Below are 16,050 nucleotides of genomic sequence, written 5' to 3' on the forward strand. Positions count from 1 at the left end.
CTTCTTTCGAAGGTCGAACCTTTACGAGGATCAACCCGCATGAGACACGTCCCCACGTCACGGCATCGAGTGAAATTTCGCGCAGGAAAGCTGAAAAAGCTGATGAGCGCGAGCATGATCTCGCTCGGCATTACGAGCTTCACGGGCTTCACAGGTTGCGCGTTCGCGCAACAGCAGGACCGCAGCGCCGGCGACGATCACGCTCGCCACGGTGACGGCAACGGCGGCCGCCCGGTCAAGGTCATGATCGTCACGATGTTCGCGCCCGAAGGTCAGGTCTGGCTCGACAGGCTCGGGCCGTGGCAGGCGGTCAGCGTGCCGGGGCTTTCGCCCGACTATCCCGACGTGCACTGCAACCGCGACGAAGTCTGCGTCATCACGACCGGCATGGGCCATACGAACGCGGCGGCATCGATGATGGCGCTGGCCTTCTCCGACCGCTTCGACCTGCGCGATACGTACTTCCTGATCGCGGGCATCGCGGGGATCGATCCGAAGCGCGGCACCATCGGCTCGGCGGCGTGGGCGAAATATCTCGTCGATTTCGGCATTCAATGGGAGCTGGACGCGCGCGAGAAACCCGCCGACTGGCCCAGCGGCTTTCTCGGCATCAACACGAAAGGGCCCGCCGAAAAACCGCCGCTCGACTATCGGACGGAAGTGTTCGCGCTTAACGCGACGCTCGCCGACGCCGCCTTCGCGATCTCGCGTAACGTGACGCTCTCCGACAGCGACGATGCCAAGGTAGCGCGCGCGAAGTTCGGCTACGCGCCGGCCAATCAGCCGCCGCGCGTGATTCAGTGCGACACGCTCGCCGGTGACACGTGGTGGTCGGGCAAATATATCGGCGAGCGGGCGCGGGCGTGGACGCGCCTTTTGACCGACGGACGCGGCGTGTACTGCACGACGCAACAGGAAGACAACGCGACGTTCGAGGCGCTCAAACGCGCCGCGAGCGTGAAACGCGTGGATCTGGCGCGCGTGGCCGCGTTACGGGCGGGTTCCGATTTCGATCGCCCTTACGAGGGACAGACCGCCGCCGATAATCTCCTCAATTACGCCGCGCAAGGCGGCTTCGCGCCGGCAATCGAAAATTTGTATCGGACCGGCAACCCGTTTGTGCAAGAGCTTGTTACACATTGGGGCGCGTGGAAGCGGGGCGTCCCGCAAAAGTAGCAAAAGTAACGCGCGACGTTACAAACGCGGGTAACAAAGCCCGTAACATCGACGTAACAGCTTTAAGGTATTTATTACTCGTTCTGCCGCGTCTCGGTAAAACCCGAATACGCGGCATTTTTTTGTCCTGAATCTTCAGATGAATAACGCCGAAAATACGTGACGGAAGTGTCAACCGAATCCCGCAATCGCCCGTTGAGGCTGGCGGCAAGCCATTAATCCGACAAAAAACGCGCTTGTCCGAATCAACGCCGAATACATCAGAAGAATAGTAATCAGCCGGCAAAACCAGACGTAACAAGCACGTCGAAAAAATTACCGATACAAAGTGTTGTTTGCAACAAAATATTATTGAGATGACCTTGCTTTAGTTTCTGGTCGTACTTAGAATCCGTCTCACAGTGGTTGTTACAAGATGTAACGCACTGAAACAAAGATTACGCAGTACGTAGCCGGGCAGAACTAGTCCGGTGAGGCACAAAAAAGATATCGGCAAAAAGCCGGCGGGAAATCGGGGATTTACTGGAAGTTGCAACCATGAACGGTCGCGAAACGCTGGAATCGATCCGGGAAATCAACTTGTCGTACATCATGCTCGCGCAGCGTCTGTTGCGCGAGGACCGGGCCATCGGCATGTTCCGGCTCGGTCTGTCGGCGGAACTCGCCGATCTGCTGTCGGGCTTGACGCTCGCTCAGGTCGTGAAGCTCGCGTCGTCGGATAACCTGCTTTGCGCATTCCGCTTCAACGATCACACGATGCTGTCGGCCTTGACGCAACCCGCGAAGAACGCGGACATCGCGCCGACGCACGCGGCAATCCTGCTGGCTGGCCAGCCGGCCGAACAGTTCGCTTAAGTGAATACGGAGCGAGCCATGCTGAAGAAGAGCCTCACTGAAGACGCCCAGGAAGTGTTCCGCGCCATCGCGCTGATCGAGCTCGGCGCGCGCATGCAAGTGCTGGAGAGCGAACTCACGCTCTCGCGGGACCGCATGATTCGTCTGTATCGCGAAGTGAAGGGTGTATCGCCGCCGAAGGGCATGCTGCCGTTTTCGGCCGACTGGTACATGACGTGGCTCGCCAATATCCACGCATCGCTTTTCTATAACACCTATACGTTCCTCAAGAACGAAGCCGGCTGTTCGCATCTCGATGCGTTGACCAAGGGGTATCGGTTGTACCTCGAGCACTGCAACCATAGCGGTGCCGAGGCGGTACTCGACCTTACGCGGGCCTGGACTCTTGTGCGCTTCTTCGACGCGGGCATGTTGCAGATGACGGCATGCTGCCGCTGCACCGGGAAGTTCGTCGCACATAAACATGATTTGCAGAACAACGTGGTGTGCGGGGCCTGCCAGCCGCCGTCACGCGCGGGGAAGACCAAGAAAGCGGCGGCCGCAAGACAGGCCAGTCAAGAAGCCGCGCTGGAGGTGTTGATGTCGAAGAACGAAGTGCCGGAGCACGCGGAGCACACGGTACTCGCTAACGTAGCGGCGTTACAGCCGCAACGGGCGGGCCTGGTCGCACAGGCTGCTTAGGCGGTAGCGGCGCCGGCCGTCCTCCGGGGACCGTCCGCAAGACGGTGGACGACCGATTTGCCGCTACCGCGTTTTACTTTTTCTCTTTCCCGAATTCATCTGGTTTCATCCGGCCCGGCGCGCAAAGACGCGCCGGGCCTTTTTGTTGGGCGCAAGTAAAATGCTTCGATGGCACGCGCTCCCGAACATAACGACTTGGTTTCAACCCGGCAGGGTTTCCTGCTGACGCGTCATTGGCGCGATACCGCGGCCGGCACCGAAGTCGATTTCTGGCTCGCCACCGACGACGGCCCGCAGAAAATCCGCATCGCGCGGCAAACCAGTGTGGCGTTCATTCGCGCGGAGGATCGCGCGAAGGCGGAAGGAATCGTCGCGGGCGCGCGCGATGCGCAACTGCGCGACCTTCCGCTAAAGGATTTCCGCCAGAAGCCGGTGCTCGGGCTCTATTGCCCGCACTATCGCCAGTTGCTGGCGCTCGAAAAGAACCTGAAGAACGCGGGCATCAACGTATATGAAGCCGATATCCGTCCGCACGAACGCTATCTGATGGAGCGTTTCATCACGGCGCCCGTGTCGTTCGAGGGCGTTGCGCGCGACGGTTACATCGCGAGCGAACTCAGGCCGGCACCGGATTACCGGCCGTCGCTGAAGCTGGTGTCGCTGGATATCGAAACGAGTGCGAAGGGCGAACTCTATTCGATCGCGCTCGAAGGCTGCGGCGCGCGTCAGGTTTATATGCTCGGGCCGCCGAACGGCGATGTCGATGCCAACGCCAACGCCGCGCAACCCGATTTCGCGCTCGATTACTGCGAGAGCCGCGGGGACATGCTGCGCCGCTTCAACGCATGGATGGCGCGGCACGATCCCGATGCGATCATCGGCTGGAACGTCGTGCAATTCGACCTGCGCGTGCTGCAAAAACATGCCGACGACTACGCCGTGCCGCTCGCGCTCGGCCGCGACGGCAGCGCCGTCGAATGGCGCGAGCACGGCATCAAGCGCAATCATTTCTTCGTGTCGATCGCGGGAAGGCTCGTGATCGACGGCATCGAGGCGCTGCGCTCCGCGACGTGGAATTTTCCTTCGTTCAGTCTGGAATATGTCGCGCAATCCTTGCTCGGCGAAGGCAAGGCAATCGACAGTCCGTACGCACGCATGGACGAAATCGAGCGACGGTTTCAGGAGGACAAGCCCGCGCTCGCACGTTACAACCTGAACGACTGCGAACTCGTCACGAAGGTCTTCGAGAAGACCGAACTGCTGCCGTTTCTGCTGGAACGCGCGACCGTCACGGGCTTGCAGGCCGATCGCAGCGGCGGCTCGGTCGCGGCGTTCACGCATCTGTACATGCCGCGCATGCATCGACTCGGCTTCGTTGCGCCGAATCTTGGCGACGTGCCCGAGGAAGCGAGCCCCGGCGGCTTCGTCATGGATTCGCGGCCCGGTCTCTATGATTCCGTGCTCGTGCTTGACTACAAGAGTCTGTACCCGTCGATCATCCGCACGTTTTTGATCGATCCGGCGGGACTCGCGCAAGGCGTCGCCATGCCCGACGACGCCGATACCGTGCCCGGCTTTCGCGGCGCACGCTTCTCGCGCGACGGGCATTGTCTGCCCGCGATCGTCGCGCAAGTGTGGGAAGCGCGCGAGGCGGCGAAACGCCAGCGCAACAAGCCGCTGTCGCAGGCGCTCAAGATCATCATGAACTCGTTCTACGGCGTGCTGGGATCGAGCGGCTGCCGTTTCTTCGATCCGCGTCTCGCGTCGTCGATCACCATGCGCGGCCACGAAATCATGCATCGCACGCGCGAACTGATCGAGGCGCGCGGCTACACGGTGATCTACGGCGACACGGATTCGACCTTCGTCTGGCTGCGGCGTGCGCGCGACGAGGACGATGCCGCGCGCATCGGCCGGGCGCTCGTCGTGCATGTGAACGACTACTGGCGTGAGCATTTGCGCGAGACGTTCGGTCTCGAAAGCGCGCTCGAACTGCAATACGAAACGCATTTCAGACGCTTTCTGATGCCGACGATCCGCGGCACGGAAGAGGGCAGCAAGAAACGCTACGCGGGTCTGACAACACGCGCGGACGGTGGCGACGAAATCATCTACAAGGGTCTGGAGACGGTGCGCACCGACTGGACGCCGCTCGCGCAACGCTTCCAGCAAGAGCTTTACATGCGCGTCTTCAAGGGCGAGGCTTACGACGAATACGTGCGCGATTACGTCGGCCGCACGCGGCGCGGCGAGATGGACGAATTTCTCGTCTATCGCAAGCGGTTGCGCCGCACGCTCGGCGAATATCATCGCAACGTGCCGCCGCATGTGCGCGCCGCGCGCATCGCCGACGAGCACAACGCGCGGCGGGGCCGTCCGCTGCAATATCAGAACGGCGGCTGGATCAGCTATGTGATGACGACAGCCGGACCCGAGCCGGTCGAAGCGCGTCAGGCGCCGATCGACTACGAACACTACGTGAGCAAGCAGTTGCAGCCGGTGGCGGACGGCATCCTGCCTTTCTTGCGCGACGACTTCACCGCGCTGATGTCCGGGCAGCAGGAACTCTTCTAGAAGCGCAGGCCGACGCCCCCTTCGATAATGTCCGCATCGCGGTCATAGCGCGTCACCATGCGGTTCCACGTAACACGAGCAAGCCAGCGGCCGGTCAGCCGATAACTCGCCGATACCGACACGAGACCCGAGAAGCGGCCATCGCCCGAACGGTTAGAGGGCAGGTCGTCGTTCTGCGTGATCGAGAGATACGGACCCGCGCCTACGCCGAGCGTGAGCCTGTCGTTGAAAAACGCGCGCGTGGCCCAGAGCTGTGCGGCGATGCCGTCGCGTCGCGACTGCACATGGCCTCCTTCGTGCAGATAAGACGCGGTGAAATCGACGTAACGCCACAGCCCGCGCCGGTATTCGATGCTCTCCGCCAGATTCGATTCGGAATCGAGGCTGTTGAGGATCGTCGTGCCGATCATCACGGTGACTTCGTTGTTCGTGACGTTGGTTGTGCGCGGAATGGCGTAGGCGCGCGGGCCGGGGCCGTCGGGCGCGTCGAGCTGATAGCCGATGCCGAACAGCAGCGCGGTGGTATCGGGGCCGCCGAACGCCTGCACGCGATTGAGCTTCATCTCCGCGATCCAGCGATTGTCGAAGTAGTACGCCGCCCGCAACGTGAACATGCCGCCCCAGCCGTGCGTGTTCGAATAGTTGCCGCCGGCCTGCGCCTGACTCGTATCGAAATAGCGATACGGACCTGCGCCCGCCGAAAGTTCCAGCCGATTGTTCCAGAGCGGCATGCGCCCCCATAGCTGCACGGCCTGCCCGTCGCGGTGATGGTCCGGGATGTGGCCTTCGTTCAGCCAGGAGAAGCTCCATGCGGCATAGCGGCCGAGTCCCTCGCGGTAGTTGGCTTCCCAGGAGTAAGTGTTCTGGCTGGCGCTCTTGAGTGGTCCGGCCAGGAGGGAGAACTCCTGCGCCTGAGCGCCGTGGCTCGCGACCACCAGCGCGACGCACGCGATGACCTGCGCGGTGGTTCGGTCATGTCGTTCTTCGGAGTTTTTCATTACGCGCGGAGTCGGATTGCGGGAATTTCCGGCATCTTTCGTCGGTGCTCTCCGTCGCAGGATAGCGACTTCAGACGAAATATGCAGAAATCGCTCTCATTTCAGAAATTTCAACGTTGAAGTCAAACGTTTGCGCTCTTTCCGCCGCCGCCGTCGAAAACGGACAATCGAGCGGCCAACGTTCGCAGCCACTCACACGTAGGGTTACGCGCGCGGCGGACCTTCAGTAGATTTGAAAGCATCCCCGAACGTTCAAGCCAAGCGAGGTCAGCGATGGACTCCACCCCAGTCGAATATCGAGGCTGCGAGCTCTCCGCCATCGTGCGGCACCTCTCCGGCGAATTCGTGGCGACGCTGCTGATCGAGCGGCCCGGCGGCGTACGGCGCGCGATTGGCCCGTTCCGCTCGTTTCCGACGGCGCACGCCGCCGAACATTTCGCGATCGAATACGGCAAGGCGGAACTCGACGGACGGCTCGCCGCACGCGGACCGCGTGTCGCGGTGTCGGGTTGAGCGCGCCGTCGCGGTTGCGGGATGGGCTCAGGTGCCGTGAGCGGCCGCTTCGCTCGTCGTCTGGTCGGGGCGTGCATGGCGCGCGCGATAGGCGGCGAGCACGCACACGCTGATCGCGGCAAGTGCGACCGGCACAGCCACCGCCTCGAAGATGCGCGGCGGCAGCCAGTGGGCGGCGAGCATCGCGCCGCCGATCATCGAACCGACGATCGACCCTACGCGGCCCATGCCGAGCGTCCACGCGACGCCGGTTGCGCGCGTCGCCGTGGGGTAGTAACCCGTCGACAGAATATTGGTGCCGGTCATCGTGCCGCCGGTGCCGACGCCCGTTACGAACAGCGCAACGAGCGATAGCCAAGCAAGCGCCGGATCTCCCGCCAGATGCCCGAACGACGCGAGGCTCGCCGCCGCGAACACGAACGCGACCGCGAGCACGTATTGCGGATTGAACCGGTCCATCAGCACGCCGAGCAGGATCGCGCCGAGGCTGTTGCCGGTGAGATAGAGCGCCGTCATCAGCGACGCTTCGCGAAACGGCACGCCGCTCTGCTGAATCAGAATCGGCAGCCAGTTGCCAAGAAAATAGATGACGAGCAGCGCCATGAATGCCGTGATCCACAGCAACAGCGTGCCGCCGCCGATGCCCGGCCGCAGCAACTGTCCGATCGGAAAGCCGCGCGCGGGCGTTTCGCCGAGCGTCAACTGAACGCGCGACAAATCGATCTTCGGCGCGATGCGCGCGAGAATCGCACGCGCTTCGTCCTGACGCGCGCCGTGCGCCACCAGATGCCGCACCGATTCCGGCAGCCAGCGCGCCAGCACAAACACCAGAACGAGCGGCAGGATGCCGCCCGCGACGAGCATCGACGGCCAGCCGAACGTGCCGATCAGATGCGGCGCGGCCAGTCCGCCGAGCGCGCCGCCCGCCGCGATGCCGCAGCCGATCGGCGCGACGAGCGTCGAGCGCAAGCGCGCCGGACAATATTCCGCGGCGAGCGTGTAGGCGTTAGGCATGGCGCCGCCAAGACCCAGGCCGGTTACGAAGCGCAGGACGATCAGCGTCCCGATCGAGTTTGCCCATGCAGAGACCAGGCTGAAAAGCGCGAACAGCGCGATGGACACGATCAGCGTCGGCTTGCGGCCGAAGCGGTCGGCCACGGGTCCGAACACGAACGATCCGACCGTGAGGCCGAAGAGCCCCGCGCCGAACATCGGTGCGAGTTGCGCGGGCGCCGCGCCGAAGTGCGCCTTGAGCGCCGGCGCGATATAGCCGACGACGACCGTGTCGTATCCATCGAGCACGAGAATCGCGAAGCACAACACGAAGATTGCGATCTGGAAGCGCGACAGTGGCGCTTCGTCGATCACGGTCTGCACGGCAAGCGTGGCGGATCGCTGGGTCATGCGTGTCTCCTGCGCCGGCGCGGCGCTTTTTTGAGTGGCCGGCGACGAAAGTATCATCGTGAACAAAAAACACAATCGGGTGCGGCGCTATAAGATGGCGTCCTTGCCTCATTTCATGGCGCTTTATGTTGCTTATGTTCGGATATCGAACGATTTCGATGCTTCTGTCTGCCGCCATGCTCACGGCGTGCGCCGCGACGCCTCAACGAAACTGCGCGCGCGGCGAACAGCGTGTTGTGAGCGATCTCGTGTATTTCGGCACGGCGAAAGCGTCGGGCGCGGTGACGCAGCAAGAATGGGACGACTTCCTGCGTGTCGAAGTCACGCCGCGATTTGCGCAAGGTTTCACCGTGTGGACCGCGAACGGGCAATGGCGCGCGGCTGACGGTTCGATTCTGCGCGAGGCGTCGTACGTGCTGAGCGTCATCCACCCGGACGATGACGTCAGCGACACGTCCATCGATATCATTCGCGCACACTATCGGGCGCGTTTCGCGCAGGAGTCGACGCTGCGCGTGCGACACGCGGCGTGCGCATCATTTCAGGAAAGCGAAGTCGACTGATGACGAACCCGGCACAAGAACAGCACGCGCAACGCGTCAATTACTGGGCCGTGGTGTCGGTCCTGCTCGGCTCTTTTCTGGGCAATCTGGATGCGTCGATCGCGAATGTCGCGTTGCCGACCATCGCGCACGATCTGGCGCGCCCGGCCGCGGAGACGATCTGGGTGGTCACCGCGTATCAACTGGCGGTTGCGGTATCGGTGCTGCCGTTTGCATCGATCGGGGAAATGGTCGGCTTCAGACGCGTATTTCTCGGCGGCGTCGTGGTGTTCACCGCGGCCTCGCTCGCGTGCGCGGCCGCGCCGAGTCTGCCGCTGCTCATCGCGGCGCGCGCGCTGCAGGGCATCGGTGGCGCGAGCATGGCGACGGTCGTGCCCGCGCTGCTGCGGCAAGTCTATCCGCCGAAGCTCGTCGGGCGCGGCATCGCGTTACTGGGTCTGGCCGTTGCGCTCTCGGCGGCGCTCGGGCCGACTGTCGCGGCGGGCATTCTGTCGGTGGCGGGCTGGCGCTGGCTCTTCGCCGTCAACGTGCCGCTGGGGATCGCCGGGCTGTGTCTGGCAAGCGCGATGTTGCCGCGCATCGCCCCTGTCGATGCGGCGAATCGGCGCTTCGATTTCGCGGGCGCGCTGCTGAGCGCCGGTGCGATCGCGCTGTTCATTCTCGGCGTCGGCGGGTTGGGAGCGGGCGAGGGTGCGAGTGTCGGACAAAGCGCGGCCACGCAGTTTTATCCGCTGCCGCTGATCGAGATTGCGTTGGCCTGCATCGCCGGTTTCGCGCTCATCCGGCAGCAACGCGGCCAAAGTGCGCCGCTCGTGCCGCTCGATCTGCTGCGCATTCCGATTCTCGCGCTGTCGAGCCTGACGTCGATCTGTTCTTACGTTGCGCAGACACTCGCGTATGTCGCGCTGCCGTTCATGCTGCAACATCAGCTCGCGCGCTCGGCGACGACGACCGGTTTGCTCGTCACGCCGTGGCCGCTCGTGATCGTGTTCGTCGCGCCGCTCGCGGGACGGCTTTCCGATCGTCACGCGCCGGGGCTTATCGGCGGCATGGGACTCGCGATCATGGCGGTCGGACTGTGTCTGCTGATCGGCTTGCCGGTGTCGCCGTCGAATGCGGATATCGTGTGGCGCGTCGCGATCTGCGGCATCGGCTTCGGCTTTTTTCAGACGCCGAACAACCGGATCATGCTGACGTCCGCGCCGCACGATCGCAGCGGCGCAGCCGGCGGCCTGATGACGATGGCGCGCATGATCGGCCTCTCGCTCGGCGCGGCGCTCGCGGCCGTTGCGTTCGGGCTGTACGGGCAGGGCGGCGCGCAGGTCGCGTTAGTGGGCGCGGCGGTGTCGGCCGCGCTGGGCGTGATCGTCGGCGTAGTGCGGCTGGTGCGCACGCGCTAGATGCGCCGCGCACCGTCCAGTCACACGGTAATCAACCGCATGCGCGGCGCCGGCGCTTCCTGCAACGCGGGTTCCGGCGCGAGTTCCCATGCGAGACCGCGGGCACGCACGCGGCGCGTCGGTTTGACCTGCTGACGCCTGCGCACGAGCGTACGCACGGCGCGCGCCAGCGCAAGATCGATTGCGCCGCGCCAGTCACGCGCGATCGAGGTCGCCACGACCTTGTTGTCGCGACTCAACTGCACCTCGACCTGACAGCGCTTGTCGACGCCGCCGCGCGGGCCGTTGATATCGGACAGGCTGACCGTTGCCTTCGAAATGAGCCACGCCAGGCGGCGGAACACGAATTCGCTGCGTGCCTTCGCAAGCTCGTGCATCGCAATGGCTTCGGGTTCGCGGGACTTGAACAGGACTTTCATGTACGTCTCCTTGTTGGACATGCGTTCAGACTACGGTCCAGGAGACCTATGAAAAAGCAGAAGCAACGGAACAAAAACTTCGAAAAAACCGCAGTTCAGTTCGGCGCGCTCGCGAGCACGAGTTGCGTGAGCGGATGATGCCGACCGCGTCGCGACACGATCGCGTGCACTTCCTCTTTGACGTCCGGCGAACGGCCGAGCCAGCGTAGTCCGCGCAGGAGCGGCGCATCGCCCGCGCCGAATTCCGCGAGCGGAAACACGCCCAGCCCGCGCGCGCCGAACACGGCCATGAGCGCGCTGTCTTCGAATTCGCCGACGATACGCGGCGCGATGCCCTGCGTTTCCAGCCAGCGATCGAGCCGCGCGCGCAGCGACGAATGCCCGGTCGGCAGCAGCATCGGCAGCGAGGCGAGACTGGCCGGAAACTGGTCGATGGCGCTCTTGCGCACGATCGACGCCGGCCCGTACCAGTCCACCGGCGACGCAATCAGCCGCTCGCTCGTGAGACGCAGATTGTGATTGTGCGGCGCCGCATGGCTCGCCAGCACCAGATCGAGTCGATGCAGCGCGAGTTCGCCGAGCAATTCGTCGGTCTCGCCTTCGTGGCACAGCAGCCGTAGCGAAGGGTTGTCGAGCACGGGCGCGAGCAGCGCATGCGCCGCGAGCTTCGAGATGCCGTCCGACAAGCCGACCGCGAGACGCGCCAGCGTGCCGCTCGCCGCCTCGCGTACTTCGTCGTGAATCAGTTGGCCGATCTGAAAGATTTCCTCGGCGCGCGCGTAGGCGGCCTGGCCTGCTTCGGTCATCGTCACGCCGCGTCCGGCGGGCTTGAGCAACTGATGCCCGAGCGATTTTTCGAGTTCGCGCACCTGCGCGCTGATGGTCTGCACGGCCATGTCGAGACGTTCCGCCGCGCGGGCGAATCCGCCTTCCTTCACGACGACCCAGAAGTAATGCAGATGACGATAGTTCAACATGCGCGCATCCCATGATTTTGGACGCTTCGAAAAAACCGAAGTTTGTCTTCGATTATCGCTGATTTTTCCGGCAGCGCGATGCATCGATGATGGCGGGCATCCTCCAGTCGAATCGAACTTACTCATACTCATGGAATATCTTCTCTCGCTTGCCGCAGATCCTGCCGTGTGGGCGGCGCTCGTCACGCTGATCGTGATGGAAGTGGTGCTCGGCATCGACAATCTCGTCTTCATTTCGATTCTCAGCAACAAGCTGCCCGTGGCGCAACGCGCGCGCACGCAGCGTATCGGCATCATGCTCGCGCTCGTGATGCGGCTCGCGTTGCTCGGCACCGTCGCGTGGATCGCGCGTCTGACCGAGCCGGTTTTCTCCGCGTTCGATCATGCGTTCTCATGGCGCGATCTCATTCTGCTCGCGGGCGGCCTGTTCCTCGTATGGAAGGCGACGAAGGAAATGCATCATCACGTGAACCGCGACGCGCATGACGCGCCCGGCGTCGCGTCGAGCGTCGGGGCGATGACGGCGTGGGCCGCGATCGGTCAGATCCTGCTGCTCGATATCGTGTTCTCCGTCGACAGCATCATCACGGCGGTCGGCATGACGGAGCATCTGCCGATCATGTATATCGCGGTGATCTTCGCCGTCGCCACGATGCTGTTCGCCGCGCAACCGTTGTCGCGCTTCATCGAGCGCAATCCGACCATCGTCACGCTCGCGCTCTCGTTCCTCCTCGTGATCGCGATGACGCTGATCGCCGAAGGTTTCGGCACGCACGTGCCGAAGGGCTACATCTATGCGGCCATGGGTTTTGCCGGATTCGTCGAAGGTTTGAACTTGTTCGCCCGACGCGTAAAGGAGCGGCGCGAAGCGAACGCGCGGACGCAAAGCACGCCGGGCTTATCCACAGAAACTGTGACCAACGCTGTGGACAAACCCGGGAACCGCGCGCTATCGACTTGATGTGACTGAAGAATTTCCGCGCGCACCCGCAAGCGACGCCCGTTGCGATAAAGGACGAACATTCGCGCGGCGATTGCCCTTGCCAATCGTGTTCCAAGTGGCTACGGTATGCCTTGTAGCGATGACGTCATTCCTTTCGGTTACCGAAATATTCCGATGAGACGCATCGCGTCCGCCGTGCGCAATCGTCGTCAGAAACGGGCGCCGGATGCCGGCGGCGATATGAAGAATCGCATCGGGCCGCGATGCGTGCGACCGCGTTTGCGCGGAGCGCCGCACGGAGGAGGGAACAATGAGCCCGCATTGGGAGATCGGCGCGGCGCGCGATTGCATCGGCCCCGCCGCGCGACAGGCGCTTGCGTCCGGGACGCGGCTCGACCCTTACCTCGTCTGGGCGAACGTCACGCATTATCGTGACTCGGGCGGCGTGCCGCGAGGGCGCTTTCCCATCGCCATCGAAATGAAGCAGGGCGGCGATACCGCGCAGCAGTTCGCGCAGGATATCGAGCGCAACGGCTGGCAGGAATGGATCTGGATGTCGGCGCTCTATCGCGATCCGCCGTCCGCGCTGGCCGGCACGCGCTTCTGCACCGCCCATGTGACGCGCGATTTTTTCGCGCATCTGGGCACGGACCTCGCCGGACGGTTCGAGCGCTTTACCGAGGCGCTGGCGGTGTCGTCGCACGGCGACGCACGGCTGCATCGCGTGCGCCCGGATCATGCGTCGCTCAGGCCCGCGCCGATGCACGACGGCCCCGGGCGCGCGATTGTCGGTGTCTGCGAAGAGGGCCTTTCATTTCTGCATCGGCGCTATGCGGAAGACGCATTCGGCACCAGCACGCGCTTTCAGTGCTTCTGGAACCAGAACGACGCGGCGAATTCCGCGAGCGGACTCGGCTACGGAAGCGAATTGCTGAAAAGTCAGATGGACGCGATCCTTGCCGATGCCTTTCCGGCCGACGACGTTCCCCGCGCCGCCGGCGATGCGCGCATCTATCGCCTCGACCGGCAAGCGACCGATGGCGCGACGGCCGCCGAACTCGCGGGGCGCTATCCGTCGCGTGCGCTCGGAAACGCCGACGACCATGAACCGCCGCTGCCCATGATCGGCGTGCAACTGAGGCGCCGCAACCGCCTCGCGCGCGACGCCTTCGGGCCGAGCCCCGACGCCGACTTGCTCGATGCCGTGCGTTATATCGCGCAGCGTGCGCGGGATATCGGCGGCGCGGACTGTCATGCGCTCGTCAGCCTGAACGCGGGCAATGCCGCCTGGCAGCAGGACGGCAGTTCGCTCATCGAAGGCGCGCTCGACGAACTCATGGACACCGGCGCGTGCTCCGTCGTGCTGCCATCCGGTAATGGCGATCTGTCGCAGTGCAGGAGCGCGCTCAAGATCGCGGATCGCGCGGAGTTGCGCTGGCGAGTGCGCGCGGATTGCGCGTCGCCGGTGTTCGCGGAAATCTGGCTATCGGGCGATGGCGGCTATGGCGGCAATGGCGCCGATCCCGACGTCGACGTGCAGATCGTGCCGCCCGACGGTATCGAAAGCGCATGGCTCGCGCGCGGCGAAATCGGCAATCTCGTGCGCGGCGGCGACGCGCTGTGCACCGTCGTGCATCTCGGACGCGGCGCACGCGGCGACGGCCATATGATTCTCGTCGCGCTTGCGCCGACCACCGTGCGGGGCCGCGTGCGCCGCGCGTCCGCGGGTCAATGGCTCATTCGCTTGCGAAACAACGCGCAGGCCGATGTGACCGCGCGCGCGTGGCTGCCGTGCGGCGAATCAGCCGACGACACGCCGCTCGCCGCGCCCACACACTCCGGCGCTCAACCGCGCGAATGAAGCGCGATGATTTCCTGCAGATCGAGGTCGTGTTCCATCGAATGCAGAAGCTCGTCGTGAATCTGCCCGGCGCGATGCAGCCGCAGCAATTCCGCCCGCCCGGCTGCGATCGCGGCAAGCACGACGTCGTAATGTGCATGCCGCGCGTCCGCCGGAAAATCCTCCACATCCTGGAAGCGCTTCGTGAGCGTCGCACGATACGTGTACTGTTCGAGCAGGCGCGGATGGATCACGTTGCCGTCGGCATCGTGTACGAGCGGCTGGATCGCGCTCAGTTGCGCGTCTTCGAGCCGACCCCACGCCTGCGGCTCGCTCAGATGCCGCGCCGAGCGTTCGTGCCCGCTCGCAAGCGATAGCCACGCGATTAGCGGCCCGATCGTCGCGCCTTGCAGCAACACGGTGACGAGAATCACGGCGAAACCCGCGAACAGGATCAGATCGCGTCCCGGCATGGTCTCGGGCAGCGACAACGCGACCGCGAGCGTCACCACGCCGCGCATGCCGGCCCAGCTGACGACCGTTGCCGCGCGCCAGTCCGGTGCGATGGAGCGTGCTTCGCCATCGGCCTGCTTGCGGCCCGTGGCGACCCACGCGATCCATTTGACCGCTTCGGTGCCGAACACCCACACGAAGCGCGACAGGATCACGACGGCGATCACCGCGAGCGTGGCGGGCCCGAGCAGCGAGAAGGCGTCGCCGACGCCGCCCAGCCGAATCGCGATGCCGCGCAGCGAGAGCCCGATCAGCACGAACACGAGCGCCTCCAGCACGAACACGACCACTTGCCAGAACGCCGTGCCGCGCATGCGCTGCGCCGCCGTGAACACTTCGTGCTGATGCCAGCCGACGACCATGCCGCACGTGACCGTCGCGATGACGCTCGACACGCCGAGCGTTTCGCCCGCGACATAGCTGACCCACGACGTGAGCATCGACGTGGTGATGACGAGATAGTCGTCCTCGAGCGCACGCATGATCTTGACGGCGATGAAACCCGCCACGATCCCGACGACGATCCCGCCTATTGCCAGCCCCGCGAAACTGGCGACGGCGCGCGGCGCGCTGAATACGCCGCTCATCGCCGCGACGAGCGCGAAGCGGAACAGCACGAGGCCGGCGGCGTCGTTGAGCAGGCTTTCGCCTTCGAGCAGCACCATCAGACGCCGCGGCAGCGCGACGCGTTCGAGCACGGCCTTCGCGGCGACGGCATCCGGCGGCGACACGACGGCGCCGAGCGCGAAACATGCGGCCCACGGCAATTCGGGCACGACGAGATGCACGGCCACGCCGACCACGAACGTCGTGAAGGCGACCGCGCCGATCGCCAGCAGCAAGATGCCGCTCAGATTGCGCTTGAAGTCGTCCCACACGAAGAAGTACGCGCCGTACATCAGCAGCGGCGGCAGGAACACCACCAGCACCAGTTCCGGATCGAGTTCGACGGGCGGCAGGCCCGGCACGAAAGCCATCGCGACGCCGCCGACGAGCAGCGCGGCCGCGGGCGGCAGCCGCAGGCGCCGGGCGAGCACTTCGAGCGCGATGATCGCAATGAGCGAGACGAGCACCAGATTGAATGCCGTGGCGGCGTGCATGAATTGTCCTCGGGTGTTGTTTGAATGACGTGTGCGGCAATGCGCGGCGGCCCACGCAGGTCCGGCGTCCCGCGCTGCTACCATCGATGCGGGA

General features: G+C 64.2%; 14 protein-coding genes. 9 read left to right on the forward strand and 5 right to left on the reverse strand.

Annotated features, from left to right (window positions below):
* The first annotated feature begins 102 nt into the window (after positions 1-102).
* The 4 genes from BRPE64_RS17370 to BRPE64_RS17385 all read left to right on the forward strand — a co-directional run bounded on the left by BRPE64_RS17370 (position 103) and on the right by BRPE64_RS17385 (position 5,286).
* Positions 103-1,176, forward strand: coding sequence for a purine-nucleoside phosphorylase (locus tag BRPE64_RS17370; RefSeq protein ID WP_232519261.1), 1,074 nt, complete (start codon positions 103-105; stop codon positions 1,174-1,176).
* A 537-nt stretch (positions 1,177-1,713) separates the two neighbouring features.
* Complete coding sequence (flhD, locus tag BRPE64_RS17375; RefSeq protein ID WP_014250878.1) at positions 1,714-2,031, forward strand: flagellar transcriptional regulator FlhD; 318 nt, start codon at positions 1,714-1,716, stop codon at positions 2,029-2,031.
* A gap of 18 nt (positions 2,032-2,049) precedes the next feature.
* A complete protein-coding gene (gene flhC, locus BRPE64_RS17380; protein WP_016354802.1) occupies positions 2,050-2,712 on the forward strand; it encodes a flagellar transcriptional regulator FlhC in 663 nt (220 codons plus the stop codon).
* A gap of 168 nt (positions 2,713-2,880) precedes the next feature.
* Entirely contained in the window at positions 2,881-5,286 is a 2,406-nt protein-coding gene (locus BRPE64_RS17385) for a DNA polymerase II (RefSeq protein ID WP_016354803.1), read from the forward strand.
* On the opposite strand, the gene BRPE64_RS17390 is transcribed toward BRPE64_RS17385, so the two are convergent.
* Complete coding sequence (locus tag BRPE64_RS17390; RefSeq protein WP_016354804.1) at positions 5,283-6,284, reverse strand: hypothetical protein; 1,002 nt, start codon at positions 6,282-6,284, stop codon at positions 5,283-5,285. The two genes, BRPE64_RS17385 and BRPE64_RS17390, sit on opposite strands and share 4 nt — an antisense overlap.
* 273 nt (positions 6,285-6,557) lie before the next feature.
* On the opposite strand from BRPE64_RS17390, the gene BRPE64_RS17395 reads away from it, so the two are divergent.
* Complete coding sequence (locus tag BRPE64_RS17395; RefSeq protein ID WP_051180451.1) at positions 6,558-6,797, forward strand: hypothetical protein; 240 nt, start codon at positions 6,558-6,560, stop codon at positions 6,795-6,797.
* A 27-nt stretch (positions 6,798-6,824) separates the two neighbouring features.
* On the opposite strand, the gene BRPE64_RS17400 is transcribed toward BRPE64_RS17395, so the two are convergent.
* Positions 6,825-8,201 carry an MFS transporter gene (locus BRPE64_RS17400; RefSeq protein ID WP_044042742.1) on the reverse strand — a complete coding sequence of 459 codons (1,377 nt, stop codon included), beginning with the start codon at positions 8,199-8,201 and terminating at the stop codon, positions 6,825-6,827.
* Positions 8,202-8,359: 158 nt separating this feature from the next.
* Here BRPE64_RS17400 and BRPE64_RS17405 point away from each other — a divergent pair, with 158 nt between their 5' ends.
* Together BRPE64_RS17405 and BRPE64_RS17410 are read left to right on the forward strand one after the other, a co-directional pair.
* Positions 8,360-8,764: a DUF3574 domain-containing protein gene (locus BRPE64_RS17405; protein WP_232519262.1), complete on the forward strand. Its 405-nt coding sequence runs from the start codon at positions 8,360-8,362 to the stop codon at positions 8,762-8,764.
* The gene (locus BRPE64_RS17410) at positions 8,764-10,164 is read left to right on the forward strand and encodes an MFS transporter (RefSeq protein WP_016354808.1); all 1,401 of its coding nucleotides are present in this window, start codon (positions 8,764-8,766) and stop codon (positions 10,162-10,164) included. Before BRPE64_RS17405 ends, BRPE64_RS17410 begins: the two co-directional genes overlap by 1 nt.
* A gap of 20 nt (positions 10,165-10,184) precedes the next feature.
* On the opposite strand, the gene BRPE64_RS17415 is transcribed toward BRPE64_RS17410, so the two are convergent.
* Positions 10,185-10,583, reverse strand: a complete 399-nt coding sequence (locus BRPE64_RS17415; protein WP_044042743.1) for an HPF/RaiA family ribosome-associated protein — start codon at positions 10,581-10,583, stop codon at positions 10,185-10,187.
* A gap of 95 nt (positions 10,584-10,678) precedes the next feature.
* Positions 10,679-11,560 carry a LysR family transcriptional regulator gene (locus BRPE64_RS17420; RefSeq protein ID WP_044042380.1) on the reverse strand — a complete coding sequence of 294 codons (882 nt, stop codon included), beginning with the start codon at positions 11,558-11,560 and terminating at the stop codon, positions 10,679-10,681.
* A gap of 130 nt (positions 11,561-11,690) precedes the next feature.
* Between BRPE64_RS17420 and BRPE64_RS17425 the strand changes: the two genes are divergently transcribed.
* Together BRPE64_RS17425 and BRPE64_RS17430 are read left to right on the forward strand one after the other, a co-directional pair.
* Positions 11,691-12,521 carry a TerC family protein gene (locus tag BRPE64_RS17425; protein WP_016354811.1) on the forward strand — a complete coding sequence of 277 codons (831 nt, stop codon included), beginning with the start codon at positions 11,691-11,693 and terminating at the stop codon, positions 12,519-12,521.
* 292 nt (positions 12,522-12,813) lie between these two features.
* On the forward strand, positions 12,814-14,364 hold the full coding sequence (locus BRPE64_RS17430; RefSeq protein ID WP_016354812.1) for a hypothetical protein: 1,551 nt from the start codon (positions 12,814-12,816) through the stop codon (positions 14,362-14,364).
* Here BRPE64_RS17430 and BRPE64_RS17435 read toward each other — a convergent pair.
* Entirely contained in the window at positions 14,349-15,956 is a 1,608-nt protein-coding gene (locus tag BRPE64_RS17435) for a Na+/H+ antiporter (RefSeq protein WP_016354813.1), read from the reverse strand. The two genes, BRPE64_RS17430 and BRPE64_RS17435, sit on opposite strands and share 16 nt — an antisense overlap.
* Positions 15,957-16,050: the final 94 nt, after the last annotated feature.

The sequence above is a fragment of the Caballeronia insecticola genome (assembly GCF_000402035.1).
Taxonomy (GTDB): domain Bacteria; phylum Pseudomonadota; class Gammaproteobacteria; order Burkholderiales; family Burkholderiaceae; genus Caballeronia; species Caballeronia insecticola.

Coding starts and splice junctions, on each gene's coding strand:
- BRPE64_RS17370 (WP_232519261.1), top strand. CDS start 103: ATGAGCGCGAGCATGATCTCGCTCGGCATTACGAGCTTCACGGGCTTC.
- flhD (WP_014250878.1), top strand. CDS start 1,714: ATGAACGGTCGCGAAACGCTGGAATCGATCCGGGAAATCAACTTGTCG.
- flhC (WP_016354802.1), top strand. CDS start 2,050: ATGCTGAAGAAGAGCCTCACTGAAGACGCCCAGGAAGTGTTCCGCGCC.
- BRPE64_RS17385 (WP_016354803.1), top strand. CDS start 2,881: ATGGCACGCGCTCCCGAACATAACGACTTGGTTTCAACCCGGCAGGGT.
- BRPE64_RS17390 (WP_016354804.1), bottom strand. CDS start 6,284: ATGAAAAACTCCGAAGAACGACATGACCGAACCACCGCGCAGGTCATC.
- BRPE64_RS17395 (WP_051180451.1), top strand. CDS start 6,558: ATGGACTCCACCCCAGTCGAATATCGAGGCTGCGAGCTCTCCGCCATC.
- BRPE64_RS17400 (WP_044042742.1), bottom strand. CDS start 8,201: ATGACCCAGCGATCCGCCACGCTTGCCGTGCAGACCGTGATCGACGAA.
- BRPE64_RS17405 (WP_232519262.1), top strand. CDS start 8,360: ATGCTTCTGTCTGCCGCCATGCTCACGGCGTGCGCCGCGACGCCTCAA.
- BRPE64_RS17410 (WP_016354808.1), top strand. CDS start 8,764: ATGACGAACCCGGCACAAGAACAGCACGCGCAACGCGTCAATTACTGG.
- BRPE64_RS17415 (WP_044042743.1), bottom strand. CDS start 10,583: ATGAAAGTCCTGTTCAAGTCCCGCGAACCCGAAGCCATTGCGATGCAC.
- BRPE64_RS17420 (WP_044042380.1), bottom strand. CDS start 11,560: ATGTTGAACTATCGTCATCTGCATTACTTCTGGGTCGTCGTGAAGGAA.
- BRPE64_RS17425 (WP_016354811.1), top strand. CDS start 11,691: ATGGAATATCTTCTCTCGCTTGCCGCAGATCCTGCCGTGTGGGCGGCG.
- BRPE64_RS17430 (WP_016354812.1), top strand. CDS start 12,814: ATGAGCCCGCATTGGGAGATCGGCGCGGCGCGCGATTGCATCGGCCCC.
- BRPE64_RS17435 (WP_016354813.1), bottom strand. CDS start 15,956: ATGCACGCCGCCACGGCATTCAATCTGGTGCTCGTCTCGCTCATTGCG.